This window comes from Planctomycetota bacterium, from assembly GCA_038746835.1.
Lineage (GTDB): Bacteria > Planctomycetota > Phycisphaerae > Tepidisphaerales > Tepidisphaeraceae > JBCDKH01.
The window spans coordinates 1-17,293 of the sequence record JBCDKH010000017.1; the positions used below are offsets into that span (position 1 = coordinate 1).

Below are 17,293 nucleotides of genomic sequence, written 5' to 3' on the forward strand. Positions count from 1 at the left end.
AATCTGCCCCAGGAAGCCGCAGCGTTGCTGAGAGAAGCCGGCTACGACGCTGTCACGGTGATCGACCAAGGCCTCGAAGGTGGCGCGGATGACCCTCTCGCTGAGATCTGCCGGGCAGAGGGCAGGGCACTCGTCACGCTCGACCTCGATTTCTCAGACATTCGTTCTTACCCGCCCGAAGAACACTCCGGCATCATCGTCCTCCGCCCACCGACGCAAGACGTGGTTGCCGTCCTGGCCTTAATCAGGGCGATGCTTCCAGTGTTGGAGACCGAGCAGCTGACTGGCAGCCTTTGGATTGTCCGAGAACATTCGCTCCGCATTCGATCCGGAGTCGATGAATAGTCAGCGGCAAGTGGAAGAAGTGATTTTTATTCGCTCCGACTTACGGCTGGGGCAAAGCTGATATTCGAAAAAGCTCTCATCTTCTTGAGAACGAATGTAACGTCACTTACTGTAACTCCTGCAGCCTGCTCCATAATTGACGCAACAGAACTCGCCCGCTATGAAAAGCGGCCGCCGATCAACGACGCCTAGCTGCCGGAGTTTGATAAACGGCGATGAGGCTCAACGTCAGACATCCAGATTCTTCACCTCGAGGGCGTGCTCCTCGATGTACTTCCGGCGGCTCTCCACGTCGTCGCCCATGAGCACACTGAAGAGCCGCTCAGCCTCCTCGGCCTGTTCGAGGGTGACGCGGAGGAGTTTGCGGCGTTCGGGGTCGAGCGTCGTTTCCCAGAGCTGGTCGGCGTTCATTTCGCCCAGGCCCTTGTAGCGCTGGACTTCCAGGCCGGACTTAGCGAGCTTGAAGAGGGCGGGGACGAGGCCTGCGACGCCGGCGACTTCGGTTTCGCCGTCGGGGCGGACGAAGGCGTAGCGGGTGGCGAGGAGCTCGCCCGTGACGCTCTCTTCCTGCGTGAGCAGGTAATCGTCGATGCGGATACCGCGCTCGTCGAGCCAGGCGATCAGGGCGGCGAGTTCCTTGACCTCGTGCAGCTCATCGGGTGTCGCGACCGGCTCGGCCTGGGCGTCGTCGACCGCTTCGCCGTTTGTTGACGGGCTGGCGATCGGGCGATCGGCGGCCATGGCTTGGGCGGCGGAATCGACGTCGGCGAAGAGCTTGTTCCGGCCGCCGACTTCGGCCCGGGCGTGGGGCAGCTGGCCGTTGTGTTGCTCGCGGAAGGCGAGGAAGTCGCCGAAGTCGATGCCGCGACGCTCGACCATGTCGACCACGTCACCGAGCCGCTGCAGCTTGGCCACGATCTGCCGAAGGTCGTCGTCGGCAAAGCGGTGCAGCTCGTCGCCTTCGTCGTTGCGCACGACCAGGGCCGTGTCGTCGATGCCGAGGTCGACGTAGATCTCCTGCATCCGCTTCTCGTTCAGCACGTATTCGCCGGTCTTGCGACGTTTGGCCTTGACGAGGTAGAGCGGCGGCTGGGCGACGTAAACCCGGCCGTCGCGGATGAGTTCGGGCATGTGGCGGAAGAGGAACGTGAGCAGCAGCGTTCGGATGTGGCTGCCGTCGACGTCGGCGTCGGTCATGATGACGACCTTGCCGTAGCGACGCTTGGTGTCGTCGTAATCGTCCCTCAGGCCGGCCCCGATGGCGGTGATGAGTGTGCGAATTTCGTTGTGGCCGAGCATCTTGACGATGGTGGCCTTCTCGACGTTGAGCAGCTTGCCACGCAGGCCGAGGATGGCCTGGATATCCGAGTCGCGTCCGCCCTTGGCGGTGCCGGCGGCGGAGTCACCTTCCACGAGGAACAGCTCGGTGATTTCGTTCGACTTCGAACGGCAATCGGTCAGCTTGCCCGGCAGGGCGGTGCCGTCGAGGGCGTTCTTGCGACGGGTCAGGTCGCGCGCCTTCCGGGCGGCCTCGCGTGCCTCGGCCGCGGCGACGCCCTTGTCGAAGACGATCTTGGCGACCTTCGGGTTTTCCTCGAAAAATCTGCCGAGTTCCTCGTTGACGACCTGCTGGACGAAGCCCTCGATTTCGCTGTTGCCGAGCTTGGTCTTGGTCTGCCCTTCGAACTGCGGATTGGCGACCTTGACGCTGATGACGGCCGTCAGACCCTCGCGCAGGTCGTCGCCGGAGGGCGTGACACTCTTCACGAGGCCGGCCTGCTTGGCGTATCGGTTGACGGTGCCGGTCAGGGCGCTCTTGAAGCCCGACAGGTGCGTGCCGCCTTCCTGCGTGTTGATGTTGTTTGCGAAGGTGACGGTCGACTCGTTGAATGAGTCGTTCCACTGCATCGCGACCTCGACGCTGTGGCCGGCGTCTTCGGGCTCGTGGGAAAAGCGGACGACGGGCGTGAGCGTGGTCTTGCCGTCGTTGAGGTAGGCGACGTACTCGACCAGTCCGTCGTCGTACTTGAAGTCGTCGCGCTTGTTCTGGCCTTCGATCTTCTCGCGTTCGTCTTCCAGGGCGATGTGCAGGCCTTCGTTCAGATAGGCCAGTTCGCGGAAGCGTTTGGCTAGCGTGTCGTACTTGAAGTCGACGTCGGGGAAGATCTGTGGGTCGGGCTTGAAGGTGACCTTGGTGCCGGTCTTCTCGCGCTGGCCGGTCTCGCGTAGGTCCTGAGTCTTGATGCCGCGCTCGAAGGCCATGTGGTGCATGGCGCCAGCGCGGGAGACTTCGACTTCGAGGAACTCCGAAAGGGCGTTGACGACCGACGCACCCACGCCGTGCAGGCCGCCGGAGGTCTTGTACGCGCCGGTGCCTTTCTCGTTCTCGAACTTGCCGCCGGCACCGAGCTTGGCGAAGACGACCTCAACGGTCGGAATGCCTTCCGTCGGGTGGATGCCGACGGGAATGCCCCGACCGTCGTCGGAGACGCTCACGGAGCCGTCGGCGTTAATCTTGATGTGGATGAAGCTGCAGAAGCCCGAGCCGGCCTCGTCGATCGAGTTGTCGGCGATCTCGTAAACGAGGTGATGCAATCCGCGCGGCGTGGTGTCGCCGATGTACATGCCCGGCCGGGTTCGCACGTGCTCGATGCCCTCGAGGACCTTGATCTGGGACTCGCCGTAATCGTTGGCAGAGGCGGTGGCAGGGCTTGCGGCAGGTTGAGAATCGTCCATGCGATAGATCCGAACGGGCTACGAACAAAAGCCGACACGGACGCATCCGCGGGGGCGAGCATTGTAGGCGAACGGTCGCACTTTTGACAGTTTGACGGTGGGTTGGACGATCGCTCGCACGAAACTACAAGGATGTTTCTCGTGACGCGGTTAGCGGAGAGCGTCAGCGAGCCTCTGGATGAGTCAGCGTTTCCGGAGGCACCGACACGCAAAAGGCTCGCTACCGCTCACCGCGAAGCGTTGAAACCTGCGATTGAGCCGCGTTCCTAACCTCTCAGCGATGTATCGCCTGAGCCGAGAGGTCCGCTTTGCGATCGACCTGACGACGCCGGAGGATCGGGCTGTCGGGGGACGCAACGGCTACGCGGGCAAGCCGCCGATCACGGGGATCGGGCAGATCTACTACGCCCTGGTCGTCACCGTCCGCGGCGAGCCGAGCGTTGGCGACGGGTACATCGTCAACATCAAGGACGTCGACGGAGCGGTACGTGAGCGCGCGTTGCCGGAGATCAAGCGGGTCGTGCGTCGCATGTGCCGGGCCGGATTTGACGGCAAGGCTGAGCCGGTGGGCGGGCTCCACCTCCTGCGCGACGTCTTTTCGAAGCTGGCGGACGCGTTTTCGCCACATGTGCTCGACACGATCGAGCTGAAGCTGTCGCCGCACACGCGTCTGATCGCTATGGAGCGACCGGGAAACACGCCGATGACTTACCTCAAGCACACGTTCGAGTTCGCCGCCAGCCATCGCCTGCACAACCCGGCCAAGACCGACGAGGAGAACGTCGCCATCTTCGGCAAGTGCAACAACCCGCACGGCCACGGGCACAACTACCAGTTCGAGGTCACCCTCCGCGGCGAGCCGGACGAGGACGGCTTCCTCATCAACTTCTACGACCTCGAACGCATCGTCGACGAGGCCGTAGTCGAGCCGTTGGATCACAAGCATCTGAACATCGAGGTCGCGGAGTTCCAAGACGGCAACCCGGATCGACTGAACCCGAGTGTCGAGTTCATTGCCAAGGTCATCTACCGCCGCCTGCAGAAAGCGCTCGGTGGCGAGCACGCGGAATTGGACGCGGTCACCGTCTGGGAGACGCCCAAAACCTGGTGCGAGTACCGCGAGCCGGCGGGCGTGTAACGTCGGCCATGGCTGTCATCGACCCGAAGACGTTCCCGAAGCCGACGAGCGACCTAGACCAGACCGGCGAGCAGCAGGTCGTTCTCGCAGGCGGCTGCTTCTGGTGCACTGAGGGCGTCTTCGAGAAGCTTCCGGGCGTGACCGACGTCACCAGCGGCTACACCGGCGGCGAGGACGGGCCGACGAGCTATGAAGCCGTCTGCCGGGGCACGACTGGGCATGCCGAGGCCATCCGAATCACGTACGACGCGGACCAGATCACCTTCGGCCAGCTGCTCCGGATCTTCTTCGCCGTCGCCCACGACCCGACACAGCTCAACCGCCAGGGCAACGACGTCGGCACGCAGTACCGCTCGGCCATCTTCTACGCGAACGAAGACCAGAATCGCGTCGCGGCCGAGTACATCCAGACGCTCGATGACGCCGGCGTCTTTCCGAGTGCGATCGTGACGACGCTCGAGCCGCTCGGCGAATTTCTCGAGGCGGAGGCGTACCACCAGGACTTCATGCAGCACAATCCGTGTCAGCCGTATGTCTGTGCGACAGGCCTGCCGAAGGTTCGCAAGCTCGACGCGTGGCTGGCTTCGGAGGCGGCAGCGTGAGGCGTGGTCGCACGCTGCTGAAGTGGCTGCCGCTGATCATCAAGGGCCTCTCGTGGTGGCTGTCGCGACGAAAGCGGTCGCCGTCGCGGAGCCAATCGTCACCGATTCGTCCGACGGGTGCTTCCACGTCGGAACCTGCGGGTCGTAGACCCGCGGCTATGGGGTCCTCGGGACCAGTTGCAGAAGCTTTTCGCAGCCGCCGATCCGACGTCGTCCTCGAAGACGCTGGCGTCGTGGTCAAGACGCTGCCCGACGACAACGAGGGCAGCCGGCACCAGCGGTTCATCGTCGACATGCCAGGCGGCGTGAGCATCCTCATCGCCCACAACATCGACCTCGCCCCACGCGTCCCGCTCCGCGAAGGCGACACCGTCGCGTTCAAAGGCGAGTACGAATGGACCGAAAAGGGCGGCACCGTGCACTGGACCCATCACGACCCAAAGCAATGGCACGAGGACGGCTGGGTCGAACACGACGGGAAGCGTTACGGCTAGGCTGCTCACATGAGCAAAAAAGCAATCATCGTTCAGGGCGGTTGGCAGGGTCATGAGCCGGCACAGGTGGCGGAGCGGTTTCGGGGGTATCTGGCGGACGAAGGCGTCGAGGTCACGGTCAGTGACACGCTCGCTGCGTTCGACGACGGAGAACACCTCAAAACGCTCGATTTGATTGTCCCGATATGGACGATGGACTCGATCGCGCAGGAGCAGTCGAAGAACGTCCGCGATGCCGTCGCCGAGGGAACGGGCCTGGCCGGATGTCACGGCGGGATGTGCGATGCGTTCCGGCAGGACGTCGATTGGCAGTTCATGACTGGCGGCCAGTGGGTCAGCCACCCGGGCAATGACGGCGTCGACTACACGGTCAACCTCGGGCCCGAGCACGGCGAACTCAACGAGGGGCTCTCCGCGTTTCCCGTCAAGAGCGAGCAGTACTACCTGCACGTCGACCCGGCCGTGAAAGTCTGGGCGACGACGACCTTCCCCGTCGCCGACGGGCCCCATTCGCCCAACGGCGAAGTGAAGATGCCGCAGGTCTGGACGAAGATGTGGGGCAAAGGCAGGGTGTTTTACAACGCGCTGGGCCACGTCGATTCGGTCTTCGACGCCTCCCCGAACGCGGCCGAGCTGATGAAGCGCGGCTTCCGCTGGGCGATGAGGTAAATCAGCAGCAGCGGCGGTAGGCTCCAGCCATGGCCCGCGGCGGCACCATCGTCACCATCGACGGACCGGCCGGCACCGGCAAGAGCACCGTCGCGCGCGAAGTCGCCCGGCGGCTCGGCTTTGCCTTCCTCGATACCGGCGCGATGTACCGGGCGGTCGGCCTCGCTGCGCTGCGGCGTGAGGTCGACCTGGACGACGTCAAGGATCTCGAGTTCGCCGCCAAGCACGCGCGGGTCGAGTTCGACTGGGAGACCGACCCGCCGGGCGTGCTGCTCAACGGTGAGCCGGTCGGCCACCTCCTTCGCGGCGGCGACGCGACCCGCGCTGCCAGCTACGTCGCCACCGTCCCCGCCGTCCGCGAGCGGCTCGTCGAGCAACAGCGTCAAATCGGCGAGACGTTCGCCGGAGCCGGCCTGGTGACCGAGGGCCGCGACCAGGGCAGCGTCGTCTTTCCGCAGGCGGCGGTGAAGGTGTTCCTGTTCGCGACGGAGGACGAGCGTCTGCGCAGGCGCGTCGCCCAGCTTCGTTCCCGCGGCGAGGTCGTCGACGAGCAGGCCGTCCGCGAGGACATGCTCGACCGCGACAAGCGCGACGCCGGCCGCGACGTCGCGCCGTTGGTTGCAGCGGACGACGCGCTTCAGCTCGACTCGACCGGGCTCGCAGAAGACGAGGTCGTCAACCGCATCGTTGACGAGGTCGCAAGCTGCACGAGTGCGTCGACGTGATCGCACGCGCGGGGTCGAAGCTGAACGAGCATCTTTTCAAGGATGTTTGAAGTCATTTCTCCCGAAGCCGTAGAGCAGAGCGAAGCGTCGCGCCGGGCGCGGCTCAGACCCGGAGCGACGCTTCGCTCTGCTCTCGGCTTCAAGAGATGAAGTCCGAAGAGCGGGTCGTGTCGCGTGACGAACGAGCTCTGCTCTAGTCTCCGGCATGGATCTCGCGACTCTCGAACCCGTCCCGGACTTGCTGCGTCGGGTGCGTTCGGAACTCGCTGCATCGTTCGCGACCGACAAACCGTTGCGGGTTGCCCGCGCACCGGGTCGGCTCGACGTGATGGGTGGAATCGCGGACTACATGGGGAGCCTTGTGCTGGAGATGCCGCTGCAGGTCGCGGCGGCCGTCGCGTTGCAGGAGCGCGACGATCGTCAGATCCAGGTCTTCAGCTTCAACCTGCTCGACGACCATCGGCCGTTCCAATTCCAAGTCCCGCTCGACGCACTCGCCAAACCGCTGGACGAGCTCCGACGCGACCTCGACGCCCCCGGCCGACAGTGGGCCGGGTACGCGGTCGGGCCGTTGGCGGTGCTGCATGACGAAGGCCTGATCGACGTTGCCAAGCTCGACCGCGGGTTCAACCTCGCGATCCTCTCGACCGTCCCCGAAGGCGGCGGCGTCTCGTCCTCAGCCGCGTTGGAAGTCGCCGCGATGAACGCCTTCGTCGGCCATTTCGACGTCCAGCCGCTCGTCGACGACCCGGTCCGACTCGCCGCCCTGTGCCAGAAGGCTGAGAACCAGGTCGTCGGCGCACCCTGCGGCGTAATGGACCAGATCGCCAGCCACATGGGCCAGGCCGGGATGCTTCTCAAAATCCTCTGCCAACCGCACGAAGTCCAAGGCACGCTGCCTCTGCCGGACGGCGTCGTCGCGGTCGGGCTCAACACGGCCGTCAAACACGCCGTCGGCGGCGGGGCATACGGCAAGACCCGCACGGCCGCGTTCATGGGGCACCGCCTTATCCTCGACGAGATGCGCAAACTCGGCGAGGCCGGCGGCAAGACGATGACCGGCGATCCGACCGACGGCTACCTCGCCAACCTCGACCCCGACGACTACAAGCAGCTCTTCCGGCCAAGGTTGCCCGAAACCCTCGCCGGCGCTGCGTTTCTCGACCAATTCGACTCCCACAACGACCCGGCAACGACGATCGACCCGGCCGAGACGTACCACGTCCAGGCGGCGGTCGACCATCACGTGCTTGAAGCCCAGCGTGTCCGCCGATTCGCCGACTTCCTCGAACGCCTCGACCACCACGGCCGCGACAAGGCCCTGCGATCGGCGGGGCACCTGATGTACGCGAGCCACAAGAGCTACACCGACAACGCTGGCTTGGGCGCAGCCGAGGCCGACTTGGTCATCGAGCATGTCAAGCAGCACGAACCCGCCGGCCTCTTCGGCGCCCGCATCACCGGCGGCGGCTCCGGCGGCACCGTGGCGGTCCTGCTGGAAGACGCACCGTCCGCGTGGTCTGCGATCGACGTGATCCAGGAGGCTTATAAAAGTCGCTACGACCAGGCACTGACGCTGCTTCGAGACTCTTCCCCTGGAGCGGCGGAGACGGGAAGCCATGTCGTTGGCTGAACCGCGAAGGAGCAAAGAGACGAAGAGCCGCGAAGCTGATCTGAATGAGCAGCTGCGACTCTAAATCCTTCGCGGCTCTTCGCTTCTTCGTCCCTTCGCGGTTCAGCCAGACGACTTGAACTTGCCAAACGCCCCGGCTGCTGCCAACGTACCACCGTCGCAGGCATGGATGCCGCAACGTCGACCAATCCGCTTCAGCAGCACGCGATTCGCGTGTGGAGGCAGCTTGCGCTGTTCAACAACTGGCCGCTGCTCGTGGCGGTCGGCGTGCTGGCGGGTGTCGGGCTGTTGACGATCGGCAGCGTCGACCCCGGCGAGGCCAAGCGGCAGGGCGTCTTCCTCACCATCGGCCTGTGCGCGATGCTCGCGTTCCAGGCCGTCAACTACGCCAAGCTCGGGCGCCTGGCGCTGCCGTTCTACGTCCTGAGCCTGCTGCTCGTCGGCGTGACGGTGGTCGGGGGCGTGATCGGTCTGCCGTTCGTGCCGCGGACCAACGGCGCCTGCAACTGGATTCGCGTCGGCCCGCTCAGCGTGCAGCCGGCGGAGCTGATGAAGGTCAGCTTCATCATGCTGCTCGCCCGCCACCTGCGGTACCGCGAGACGCAGCGGACGCTCAAGGGCCTTGTCGTGCCGCTGCTGCTGGCGGCGGTGCCGATGGCGTTGATCCTGAAGCAGCCGGACCTGGGCACGTGCATCGTCTTCGTGCCGACGACGCTGGCGATGCTCTTCGTCGCCGGGGCGAAGCTGCGTCACTTCGCGATGATTTTCGGCGTCGGGCTCGTCACGCTGCCGATTCTGTGGCTCAGCGGGCAGTCTCACGTGCCGCTGCTGAAGCACGGGCCGGACGTCGTCAAGGAGTACCAGCGCGACCGCGTCGTGGCGATGTTCAAGAACGACGAGTCGACGCTCCAGGGCACCGGCTACCAGCAGTTCTACGGCCTGGCGGCGATGGGCTCGGGCGGGCTAGGCGGCAAGGGCGTCGGCGTGACGCCGATCGGTCACAAGGTGCCCGAGAGCCAGAACGACATGATCTTCGTCGTCATCGGCGAACAGTTCGGCTTCGTCGGCAGCTTCGTCGTCATCGCGGCCTACTGCGTGCTCTTCGTCGCAGCGATCGAGGTCAGCACGCACACGAAGGAACCCTTCGGCCGGCTCGTCGCCGTCGGCGTGACGGCGGCCTTGGCAGGCCAGGCGTTCGTGAATCTGGCAGTCGCGACCAAGCTGATGCCCGTGACGGGCGTCACACTGCCATTCGTGAGCAGCGGCGGCAGCAGCCTGATCGCCAGCTTCATGGCCATCGGCATCCTCCTCAACGTCGGCCAACACCGCCCAATCCTCCTCAGCCGCGAGGCGTTCAGCTTCGGGAACTAACCAGCTTTCTGATCCATGCGTCCAGTCTGTCTGATGCGACTGCAGTGATGCATTGGCACTGGGCATGACCTGACGCGGAGCATCGGCCGCCACTTAGGCACGCGGGCCATGCAGGACGGTTCGACTCGCGTTACAGGCAGACCAGCTGAGGTTTTAACGGTCCGGAGACCCTTTCCAAGCGTGTTCAGCGCACGTCATTTCCTTTACTGGAAGGTTCTCCCTGACTTGTGACGCGCTCGTGAAGGTGTACATTGACACAAGATGTCGCGTCTGGCGGCGTCGGGAGAGACGACCTGCTTGAGGGGATTCCGCCGTGCATTACAACAGTCCATCCAGCCACCGCCTCACCAAGACGCCCAAGCTCATCGCGGTCGTCTTGTGTTTGCTTGACGTCCTCTGGCCAGCTGCGGCTGTCGCATCAACGGTTGGCTGGGACGACGACGACTTTTTAATCTCAGGCTTCGACAGCAATACAATCGGAGTTTTCGACCATGATCTGACGTTCAAGGGCAACCTCGTCACGGGCTTCGATCGAGTTACCGGGCTCGACTTTGACGCGGCCGGCAATCTCGTCGCGGTCGGACGTGGCCCCGGCCAGGTTCGGGTCTTCAGCCCCGAAGGAGTGCAGCTCTCCAGCTTCGTCAACAGCGATATCCAAGCAGCAGGCGACCTGAGGGTCGGACCCAGTGGCGACTATTACGTAGGCGGAGTCCTGTCCAGCGGATTTGGCGTGATGGAGTTCACGCCAAATGGAACGACGGGCCGGACCTTTGACACGGACCCCTTCGCTACGAGTTTGGCCGCGTTACCCGGCGGCGTGCTTTGGGTGAGTGGTGGGCTGGCCGAAGACGGCATTAGCGTGTTTGACATTTCTAACGGCAATGACATCGGAACGATTAACTTCGACAACGGGCAATTCGACGCCCGAACGATGAGGTACAGTCAGGCGACTGAAACGGTATTGATGTTGGATGGCCTGAGCGGCGTTTTCGAGAGGCAGACCGACGGGCACTTTGTCCGTTCGTTTACCGCGAACGGCCTTGAACGTCCCCTTGGCATCACCAGGGGGCCGAACCGTGACGTTTTCGTCACCGATTTGGATGACAACGGTGTCTATCGCTGGAGCGCTGACGGCACGTTCGTTGGATTCATCGCTCTCGGCGATGGCCTGGAGACTCCTGTCAACATCCTTTGGACCGGCAACAGCCCGACTGTGATCCCAGAACCGGCCTCAGCCACATGCTGTCTCGCAATCCTCGGCCTCGCCACGCTCCGACGGCGGGTGTCATGAATGGGTAACGCCGCCCCGCACTCTGCCCGGTCGCTCTTAAGCAAGGCGCTGCGTCGAGGTCAGGCCGGGCACGAGCTCACCATCCGCCAGGGTCCAGCGGACAGAATGGTCCCGCCCAGCGTCGAGTGCAAAGGTATCTGCATGCAGAGGATTGTGTGCGTCGTTCTGGGGTGCCTGGTCTTCGCTGGGTTCGGCTGTGTCGGAAAGCGGTCGACGGAGCCGTCGTTCGGGCCGTCGGCGATTGAGTTGAGTCAGACGTTCAGCCGCGTTGTGGATGACCAGCTGCAGGTCGACGTGGAGTTGCTCGACGGCTTCGGCGACTCGGTCAAAGGCTCGGGCGTGTTGACGTTGCAGCTGTTCGACTACGAGCCCGACATTCCCGAGGTGAAAGGCCGGCAGGTGATGTCGCCGCGGCGATACGACCTGGGCGAGCCCGACGTGCAGCGGCAATTGTGGCGGCGGGTTAGCCGGACGTACTACGTCGAAATCAACGTGGCCGGCCTGCGAGCGGATCGGACGTACCTGCTCCAGGCGACCTACGCGGCGAAGCCGGAGACGACGACACGGCCGGGGGAAGTCGAAGGGCAACTCCGGTTTTTCGACGACGCGACGCTCAAGCCACGCGGCAGCGATTGACGTCGCATCTCGCAAGTAGCGACAAACGCGTCGGCTGCGTTATTGTGCGGCCGACATGTTTCGAGCAATCGCGAACCTCTTCCGCAAGATCGGCTACCTCCTCACGGGCAAAATCGACGAAGCCGGCGACGGCCTGTCGAAGAACCCGCAGGTCATCCGTGCCAACTTCGACCGCATCATCGAGGAGAAGAAGGCCCGCATCGGCCAGTACAAGGACGCCGTCGCCCGCATGATCGCCCAGGAAGAGGGCAAGATGGCCCGGATCAAGGACCTTTCGTCCGAGATCGAGCGGCTCGAAAAGCTTAAAGAAGGCGCGGCCGGTAAGGCCAAGAGCGTCGTCGAATGGCTCAAGGGCGAAGGCAAGAGCATGGAGGAGATCAAGGCGAATGACGACTACCAGAAGTGCCTGGCCGCGTTCAACGACTTCTCGTCCTCGCTGAAGGAGAAGGAGCAGCACGTCGCCGAAATCGAAGCGGACCTGAAAGAGATCACCGGCACGATCGGCCATCACAAGGTGCAGCTGCAGGGACTGCTCCGCGAGATCGACAAGATCAAGGCCGAGAGCAGCGCGACCGTCGCCGACGTCATCACGGCGCAGGAAGAAAAGCAGATCAACGACATGCTGGCCGGCGTGAGCCAGGATCGGACGGGCCGCGAGCTGGAAGAGCTTCGCGAGTTGCGTCAGCAGGCCAAGGCCGGGGCCCGCGTCAGCCGCGAGCTGGCCGGGACGGACACGAAGGTGCAGGAGGAAGAGTTCCTCGAGTACGCGACCAAGAGCGCCGCCGCCAGCGAGTTCGACCGCCTAATTGGCCTCGCCGAGGACGCCGACACCCAACCCGCCGCCACCGAGCAAGCGGAGCCGGTGCGGTTGCCAGAGAACTGATCTCCTCTGATCGTGAGTGTCAGGCCCGTAGCCGCGGGCTTACAGCCCGCGGTCCGGTGAACGCGGGGGGGCTCGCTGTCTGAACCGCGGGCTGTAGTCCCGCGGCTAGGCAACTACCCCGTCGCAAGAATCCCGATGCCAGGCCACTTCGACAGCATCGGCTTTCCCGCGGACGACGATGCGGCGATCGAGCGGTACATGCGGCAGGCCCTGGCCGAGGGTGACCAGTACGAGGTGCTGGGGGCCGAGCCGGGCTGGGGTGGGAAGTACGTCTGCTGGGATGCCGGCGGCGGGGCGCAGCTGTGGCTCGGCGTGAACGAGCAGGGCGAGGCCAAGGCCGTCGATCCGCACTTCGCCGGCCGTGGTCGGGCACGGATCACACTGGAACGAAGCTACGACTACGAGCAGGCCCCACCGGCGGGTGGTGTATACGCGTGGGTGGCTGTCGGGACTCAGGAAGAGACGCGGGCGGGGCTCGATCTCCCCGCGTTCGCGCGGTTCTACGACATGGCTTGTGACGTCGACGGCAACGCCGACGTGCAGGTGGCCGCGTTCTGCCACGGCGGCAGCGTTTTTCTGGACGACGACGACTACGCGCGACACGTCGCGGCCGAGGCGAAGGACAACCCGCAGCTCGCATTCGCCGTCGAGTCGTTCCTGCCCATTGGCCTGCTCAGCGACGGCGAACTCCCGCCGGCAACGGCGCGGGTCAGCGGACGCATCCTGGAATCCTCGCGGCGGACGAATGCGGCAACGGGCCGGTCGTTCTGGTCGATGCTGGTTCGCACCGTCGGCATGACGGTCGACGTCGTGGCGTCCGACGAGCAACTCGACGGCGACGCGTCGTCGGGGGCGGTGTTTGCCGGTTCCTGCTGGCTTAGCGCCGTCCCGGTAGAAGGCGCGGGCACGGGCGGAATGAAGATGGAGATCATTGCCTAACGAATCGTCGCAGCGGTCTTGCCCAGTCGGGCGGGTCATCGGCTGGTGCGGCGAGTTCCTGGACAACGGCAACGACGCCGTCGATCTGCAGCGTGAGCGTCAGGGGCGTTCCGTCGGATCGAAGTGCGAGCGTCGGCCGGAGGCGTTCGAGGTGATCCGTTGAGAATGCGACCGGCCGGAGCTCGGTGGAAGATGGAAGCTCGACTGTCGTCCGGCCGCCGTCTTCGAAGGGGCGAAGGAACGTCCAGCGAAGCTCGCCGACGTCCGCCTCGCGTACCGCGACCCTTGGCCGAGTCCAGGCGATGAGCAGCAGCAGGCCGATCGAGACAGCCGTGCCGGCGAGTCGGTAGCGAACGGGAATCGGCAGGACGAGCGACACCAGTCCGGCCAGCAGAACGACCAGCAGCGTCACTCGATGCCGCATCGGCCGAACCGGTTGCCACGCGGCGACGGCGTCGTAGGCCCGTGGCTCGACCGTCGACGGTCGGGCCGGTTCGTTGACGATGATCGGCACGTTGATCGTCTCGCCGTTGATCGTGACGGGCCAGGCTTCCAGCAGACCCGCCGGCACGAGGCTCGGCACGCGCACGCGTCCTCCGCGATGTGGCCAGGTCGTGGTGAAGCCGCCGCTCGTCAGCGTTGAGTTGCCGTTCGGAATGTCCGAGACGTCGACTAGGGCGTAGGTGCCCGGCGTCACTTGTTCGTCGACGAGTACGAGCGTCGCCGCGTTCGCAACGCCAGCGATTAGCAACGCGACGGCCGCGCTTACAGCTCCAGCTCGACGGCCAGTCGGAGCACCTCCGCCACGCTCCATGCCTGGGCGAAACATCCGCCCGGACGGTACGGGTGCTCGGCGTCCAAGAGCTCCGGCAGGCTTCCGATGCAACCGCCGCGCTCCAGGTCCTGCAGCAGCGGACGAAGCCACGTCCGGGCACGACGCACACTCGCCGGCTGCCGGCCTGTCGTCTTCAGGTGCGCATCCAGGAACGGCCCGATCAGCCACGGCCAGACGCTGCCCTGGTGGCCGGCGCGGTGACGGTCATTGCGTGTGCCGGTGAAACGCGAGACGTACTCGCGCTCGCTCGGAGCCAGCGTTCGAAGCCCGTGGGGCGTCAGCAGGTTGCGTCGGACGACGTCGACGACCGTCCGCTGGTCGTCCAACTCCAGCGGCGAGTGCTGGAGGCTGACGGCGAAAATCTGATTCGGCCGGAGGGTCTCGTCGCGCTCGTACCGACCCGGCGACTCGCGGACGACGTCCGCCAAGCCACGACCGTCAGGCAAGACGTACGCCTCGACGAACGATCGTTTGACGTCCTCGGCCCGGTCGTCTTTGAGGAGGCACAGTGCGTGGTACCAGAGCGCGTTGATCTCGACCGGCTTGCCGTTGCGGGGAGTGACCGGCAGACCGTCGAGGTCGCCGTCCATCCACGTCAGTCGCGTCGTCGGAGTGCCGGCGTGGACGAGTCCGTCGGCCGGGTCGACGCCGATCGAGTCGCGAGTGCCGTTGGTGTACCCCTCGACGATCGCGTGGCACGTCGGCTCCAGCACCGCGTCGAAGACATCGCGGTCGCCCGTCGCCCGAAGGTACTTGAATGACGCGTCAATGAACCAGAGGCTCGTGTCGACGGTGTTGTAGTTCGGCTGGCCGGTCTGGCGGTCGAAGTCGCTGGGGATCATGCCCTCGCTCACGAAGGCCGCGAACGTGCTGAGCACTTGGCCGGCGACAAGGTGCCGGCCCGTCGACAGCAAGAGGCCCGGCAGCGCGATAAATGTGTCCCGGCCCCAGTCGCGGAGCCACGGATAGCCGGCCATGATCGTCGTACCCGGTGCACCATCAGGCCGACGACGGCGCACGACAAAGTCGGCGGCGGCACGGGCGAGTCGGCGCTGTGGCACCGTCGGCAATGTCCGGCCGTTCGACGCCTCGGCCCGCCTTGCCAATTCGGTCGACCAGTCGAGTTTCGGCATCGCCCCGAGTGACGCCCACAGTGTGACCGCGCCTTCGCCCGACGTCTCAGCGACGTAGCGGCCTGGCGTGAAGAGGTCCTCGCGATCGTCGTTGCCGCGTTTGGCCTCCATCGGATACGTCTGGCCGTACCACCAGTCGGGCTCTTTCTCGAAGGGCAACGCCTCGTCATGGGCGTCGTGGGCGCGAAGGCGAACGTCGATGGCGTCGGTCTCGATTCGCAGGTCGCCCGACTCGTCGCGCGAGACGCCGACGCCCAATTGGCCCGATCGCTGAAGTTCGTGCAGGTCGCGAAGGCCGGTAAACGGAGACAGTTCTAATCGCGTCGCCAACTCCGGCCGATCCGACGGCGGGCGAACCAGGAATCGGACGCCGGTCACATTGCGGTGCCAGCAAACGAAGACCTGCTTGAACACCTTCACGCCCGACGCGTCAAACTCCCACTCGGCCACGTCGTCTGCGAGGCGAAACCGCCGCAGCCGTGTCGGACCGTCACCACTGAGTCCGTAGCGGAAGTAGCCGCCCCACAGGTCGTGCGACTGATCGTCGAAGCTGAGCCGACAGCCCCAGCGAGACAGGGCCATCACACGTGCGGCGGGCGGGCGATTCGTTGCCGCGAGCGTCGCGTGGTAGCGACGCGTCGAGACGTCGGCGACCGTCCCACTCGCGTAGCCGCCCAGGCCGTTGGTGAGCAGCCACTCGCGATTGACGGCCGGACGAAGCTCACCGTAGGTCTCCAGCTCGTACGCGTCTGGCGAGGTCTCGCGTGTCAGCTCGAAGGACGTCGCCATCGCATTACCACGCTATCAGTTAGAACGCAGCCGTACCACCAGACCCTGATCGTCCGACTGCCAACGTGTCGCACCGGCGATATCGGCAGGGATCACCGCGTCGTCACCGGCGGAGCGCGCCTCGACGAACACCGGTCGCGGTTGCTCTTTGACCAGCAGCAAGTCGGGCTCCTCGGGCTCCTCGGCGACGCGGATGGCAATTTGCCGGCTCTCGCGGACAGCCCGGATGTCCGAGAGCTTCGACTCCAGCGTCGGCCCGCCGTCGAAGATGTCGACGAGGTTGATGAACGTGAAGCCCTCGCCTTCCAACACGCGACGGGCGGCGGTCGATTCGATGTGCTCCACGCCGATCACCGCGCCGGCGTCGGGCGGGAGCATCTCGATGTAGATCGGGTGGTCCGGCATCAGGTCGGCGATGATCTGCTTCTCGGCGAAGCTCAGCCGATCGGCCACATCAAACGGCACCTCGAAGAAGTGCCTGCCGACGGCGTTCCAGAAGGGGCTCTCGCCGTTGGCGTCGAGTCTGCCGCGTAGCTCGGCAACGACGTGGGCATCGAAGGCCGACGGCCGCAGCGCCATGAACAGGAAGCGTGCGAGGCTGAGCATGCGTCCGCGTCCGCCGCCGCGGTGATCCGGGTGTAGGAAGAGCCCGCCGACCTCGGCCGGCCCGCTGTGGTCCTCGGCGAGGTGGAGGCTCTTGATCAGTTTGTCGACGCCGAGGGCCGCGCTGGCGTAGTGCTCTTCCTCGATGCGATAGCCGTAGAACGGCTCAAAGCCACCGGTTTTGCTCTGGACGGCCGACGTGCCGACGATCTCGTGAGCCTCGCCGTCGCGGTGCTCCATGACGAAGACGTAGGTCTCGCCAGCGGGCTTCTCGGGCGGGTCGTCGAAGGCAGCGAGGCTCCTGCTGACGCGACGGGCGAGTTGTTCGCGATCGCCCGAGAGCGTCGTGATGGTGCCGCCCGTGAGCGTCAGCAGGTCGAACAGCGCGTCGACGTCGTCTTGTGTCGCCGGCCGGACGAGGTACACGCGGGCATCATGCCGCACAAAGACCGATCGACCAACCCGTCGATC

Annotated in this window: 16 protein-coding genes; 12 read left to right on the forward strand and 4 right to left on the reverse strand. The window is 65.1% G+C overall.

The genetic code is table 11. The annotated features are described in order from the left end of the window. Window positions 1-345, forward strand: a 345-nt coding sequence (locus AAGI46_03380; GenBank protein MEM1011246.1) for a DUF5615 family PIN-like protein, incomplete at its 5' end; no start/stop codon positions are given. 228 nt (window positions 346-573) lie between these two features. On the opposite strand, the gene gyrB is transcribed toward AAGI46_03380, so the two are convergent. Further along, complete coding sequence (gene gyrB, locus AAGI46_03385; GenBank protein ID MEM1011247.1) at window positions 574-3,081, reverse strand: DNA topoisomerase (ATP-hydrolyzing) subunit B; 2,508 nt, start codon at window positions 3,079-3,081, stop codon at window positions 574-576. Between the two features lie 280 nt (window positions 3,082-3,361). Between gyrB and AAGI46_03390 the strand changes: the two genes are divergently transcribed. The 11 genes from AAGI46_03390 (at window position 3,362) to AAGI46_03440 (ending at window position 13,462) form a co-directional block, all read left to right on the forward strand. After that, window positions 3,362-4,219, forward strand: coding sequence for a 6-carboxytetrahydropterin synthase (locus AAGI46_03390; protein ID MEM1011248.1), 858 nt, complete (start codon window positions 3,362-3,364; stop codon window positions 4,217-4,219). An 8-nt stretch (window positions 4,220-4,227) separates the two neighbouring features. Continuing rightward, on the forward strand, window positions 4,228-4,821 hold the full coding sequence (msrA, locus tag AAGI46_03395; GenBank protein ID MEM1011249.1) for a peptide-methionine (S)-S-oxide reductase MsrA: 594 nt from the start codon (window positions 4,228-4,230) through the stop codon (window positions 4,819-4,821). A 158-nt stretch (window positions 4,822-4,979) separates the two neighbouring features. Further along, a complete protein-coding gene (locus AAGI46_03400; protein ID MEM1011250.1) occupies window positions 4,980-5,315 on the forward strand; it encodes a DUF3465 domain-containing protein in 336 nt (111 codons plus the stop codon). Between the two features lie 9 nt (window positions 5,316-5,324). After that, window positions 5,325-5,984 carry a ThuA domain-containing protein gene (locus AAGI46_03405; GenBank protein MEM1011251.1) on the forward strand — a complete coding sequence of 220 codons (660 nt, stop codon included), beginning with the start codon at window positions 5,325-5,327 and terminating at the stop codon, window positions 5,982-5,984. 29 nt (window positions 5,985-6,013) lie between these two features. Continuing rightward, a complete protein-coding gene (gene cmk, locus AAGI46_03410) occupies window positions 6,014-6,709 on the forward strand; it encodes a (d)CMP kinase (GenBank protein ID MEM1011252.1) in 696 nt (231 codons plus the stop codon). A 205-nt stretch (window positions 6,710-6,914) separates the two neighbouring features. Next, complete coding sequence (locus tag AAGI46_03415) at window positions 6,915-8,342, forward strand: galactokinase family protein (protein ID MEM1011253.1); 1,428 nt, start codon at window positions 6,915-6,917, stop codon at window positions 8,340-8,342. 165 nt (window positions 8,343-8,507) lie between these two features. Then, window positions 8,508-9,713 carry an FtsW/RodA/SpoVE family cell cycle protein gene (locus tag AAGI46_03420; protein MEM1011254.1) on the forward strand — a complete coding sequence of 402 codons (1,206 nt, stop codon included), beginning with the start codon at window positions 8,508-8,510 and terminating at the stop codon, window positions 9,711-9,713. A gap of 313 nt (window positions 9,714-10,026) precedes the next feature. Further along, window positions 10,027-11,004 carry a hypothetical protein gene (locus AAGI46_03425; GenBank protein MEM1011255.1) on the forward strand — a complete coding sequence of 326 codons (978 nt, stop codon included), beginning with the start codon at window positions 10,027-10,029 and terminating at the stop codon, window positions 11,002-11,004. Window positions 11,005-11,145: 141 nt separating this feature from the next. Next, window positions 11,146-11,640: a hypothetical protein gene (locus AAGI46_03430; GenBank protein MEM1011256.1), complete on the forward strand. Its 495-nt coding sequence runs from the start codon at window positions 11,146-11,148 to the stop codon at window positions 11,638-11,640. Window positions 11,641-11,695: 55 nt separating this feature from the next. After that, a complete protein-coding gene (locus tag AAGI46_03435) occupies window positions 11,696-12,523 on the forward strand; it encodes a hypothetical protein (protein ID MEM1011257.1) in 828 nt (275 codons plus the stop codon). A 135-nt stretch (window positions 12,524-12,658) separates the two neighbouring features. Beyond that, entirely contained in the window at window positions 12,659-13,462 is an 804-nt protein-coding gene (locus AAGI46_03440) for a DUF3881 family protein (protein ID MEM1011258.1), read from the forward strand. Here AAGI46_03440 and AAGI46_03445 read toward each other — a convergent pair. From AAGI46_03445 to AAGI46_03455, 3 genes are read right to left on the reverse strand one after another with little or no spacing between them, the layout of a single operon-like run. Next, window positions 13,452-14,291, reverse strand: a complete 840-nt coding sequence (locus tag AAGI46_03445; GenBank protein MEM1011259.1) for a hypothetical protein — start codon at window positions 14,289-14,291, stop codon at window positions 13,452-13,454. The genes AAGI46_03440 and AAGI46_03445 overlap by 11 nt on opposite strands. Continuing rightward, entirely contained in the window at window positions 14,228-16,219 is a 1,992-nt protein-coding gene (locus AAGI46_03450) for an amylo-alpha-1,6-glucosidase (protein ID MEM1011260.1), read from the reverse strand. The genes AAGI46_03445 and AAGI46_03450 overlap by 64 nt, the downstream gene beginning before the upstream one ends. A gap of 15 nt (window positions 16,220-16,234) precedes the next feature. After that, window positions 16,235-17,248, reverse strand: coding sequence for an arginine N-succinyltransferase (locus AAGI46_03455; GenBank protein ID MEM1011261.1), 1,014 nt, complete (start codon window positions 17,246-17,248; stop codon window positions 16,235-16,237). Between the last annotated feature and the right edge of the window lie 45 nt (window positions 17,249-17,293).

Coding starts and splice junctions, on each gene's coding strand:
- AAGI46_03415 (MEM1011253.1), top strand. CDS start 6,915: ATGGATCTCGCGACTCTCGAACCCGTCCCGGACTTGCTGCGTCGGGTG.
- AAGI46_03450 (MEM1011260.1), bottom strand. CDS start 16,219: ATGGCGACGTCCTTCGAGCTGACACGCGAGACCTCGCCAGACGCGTAC.
- AAGI46_03435 (MEM1011257.1), top strand. CDS start 11,696: ATGTTTCGAGCAATCGCGAACCTCTTCCGCAAGATCGGCTACCTCCTC.
- msrA (MEM1011249.1), top strand. CDS start 4,228: ATGGCTGTCATCGACCCGAAGACGTTCCCGAAGCCGACGAGCGACCTA.
- AAGI46_03390 (MEM1011248.1), top strand. CDS start 3,362: ATGTATCGCCTGAGCCGAGAGGTCCGCTTTGCGATCGACCTGACGACG.
- AAGI46_03405 (MEM1011251.1), top strand. CDS start 5,325: ATGAGCAAAAAAGCAATCATCGTTCAGGGCGGTTGGCAGGGTCATGAG.
- AAGI46_03430 (MEM1011256.1), top strand. CDS start 11,146: ATGCAGAGGATTGTGTGCGTCGTTCTGGGGTGCCTGGTCTTCGCTGGG.
- AAGI46_03420 (MEM1011254.1), top strand. CDS start 8,508: ATGGATGCCGCAACGTCGACCAATCCGCTTCAGCAGCACGCGATTCGC.
- AAGI46_03445 (MEM1011259.1), bottom strand. CDS start 14,291: ATGTTTCGCCCAGGCATGGAGCGTGGCGGAGGTGCTCCGACTGGCCGT.
- AAGI46_03400 (MEM1011250.1), top strand. CDS start 4,980: ATGGGGTCCTCGGGACCAGTTGCAGAAGCTTTTCGCAGCCGCCGATCC.
- AAGI46_03440 (MEM1011258.1), top strand. CDS start 12,659: ATGCCAGGCCACTTCGACAGCATCGGCTTTCCCGCGGACGACGATGCG.
- cmk (MEM1011252.1), top strand. CDS start 6,014: ATGGCCCGCGGCGGCACCATCGTCACCATCGACGGACCGGCCGGCACC.
- gyrB (MEM1011247.1), bottom strand. CDS start 3,081: ATGGACGATTCTCAACCTGCCGCAAGCCCTGCCACCGCCTCTGCCAAC.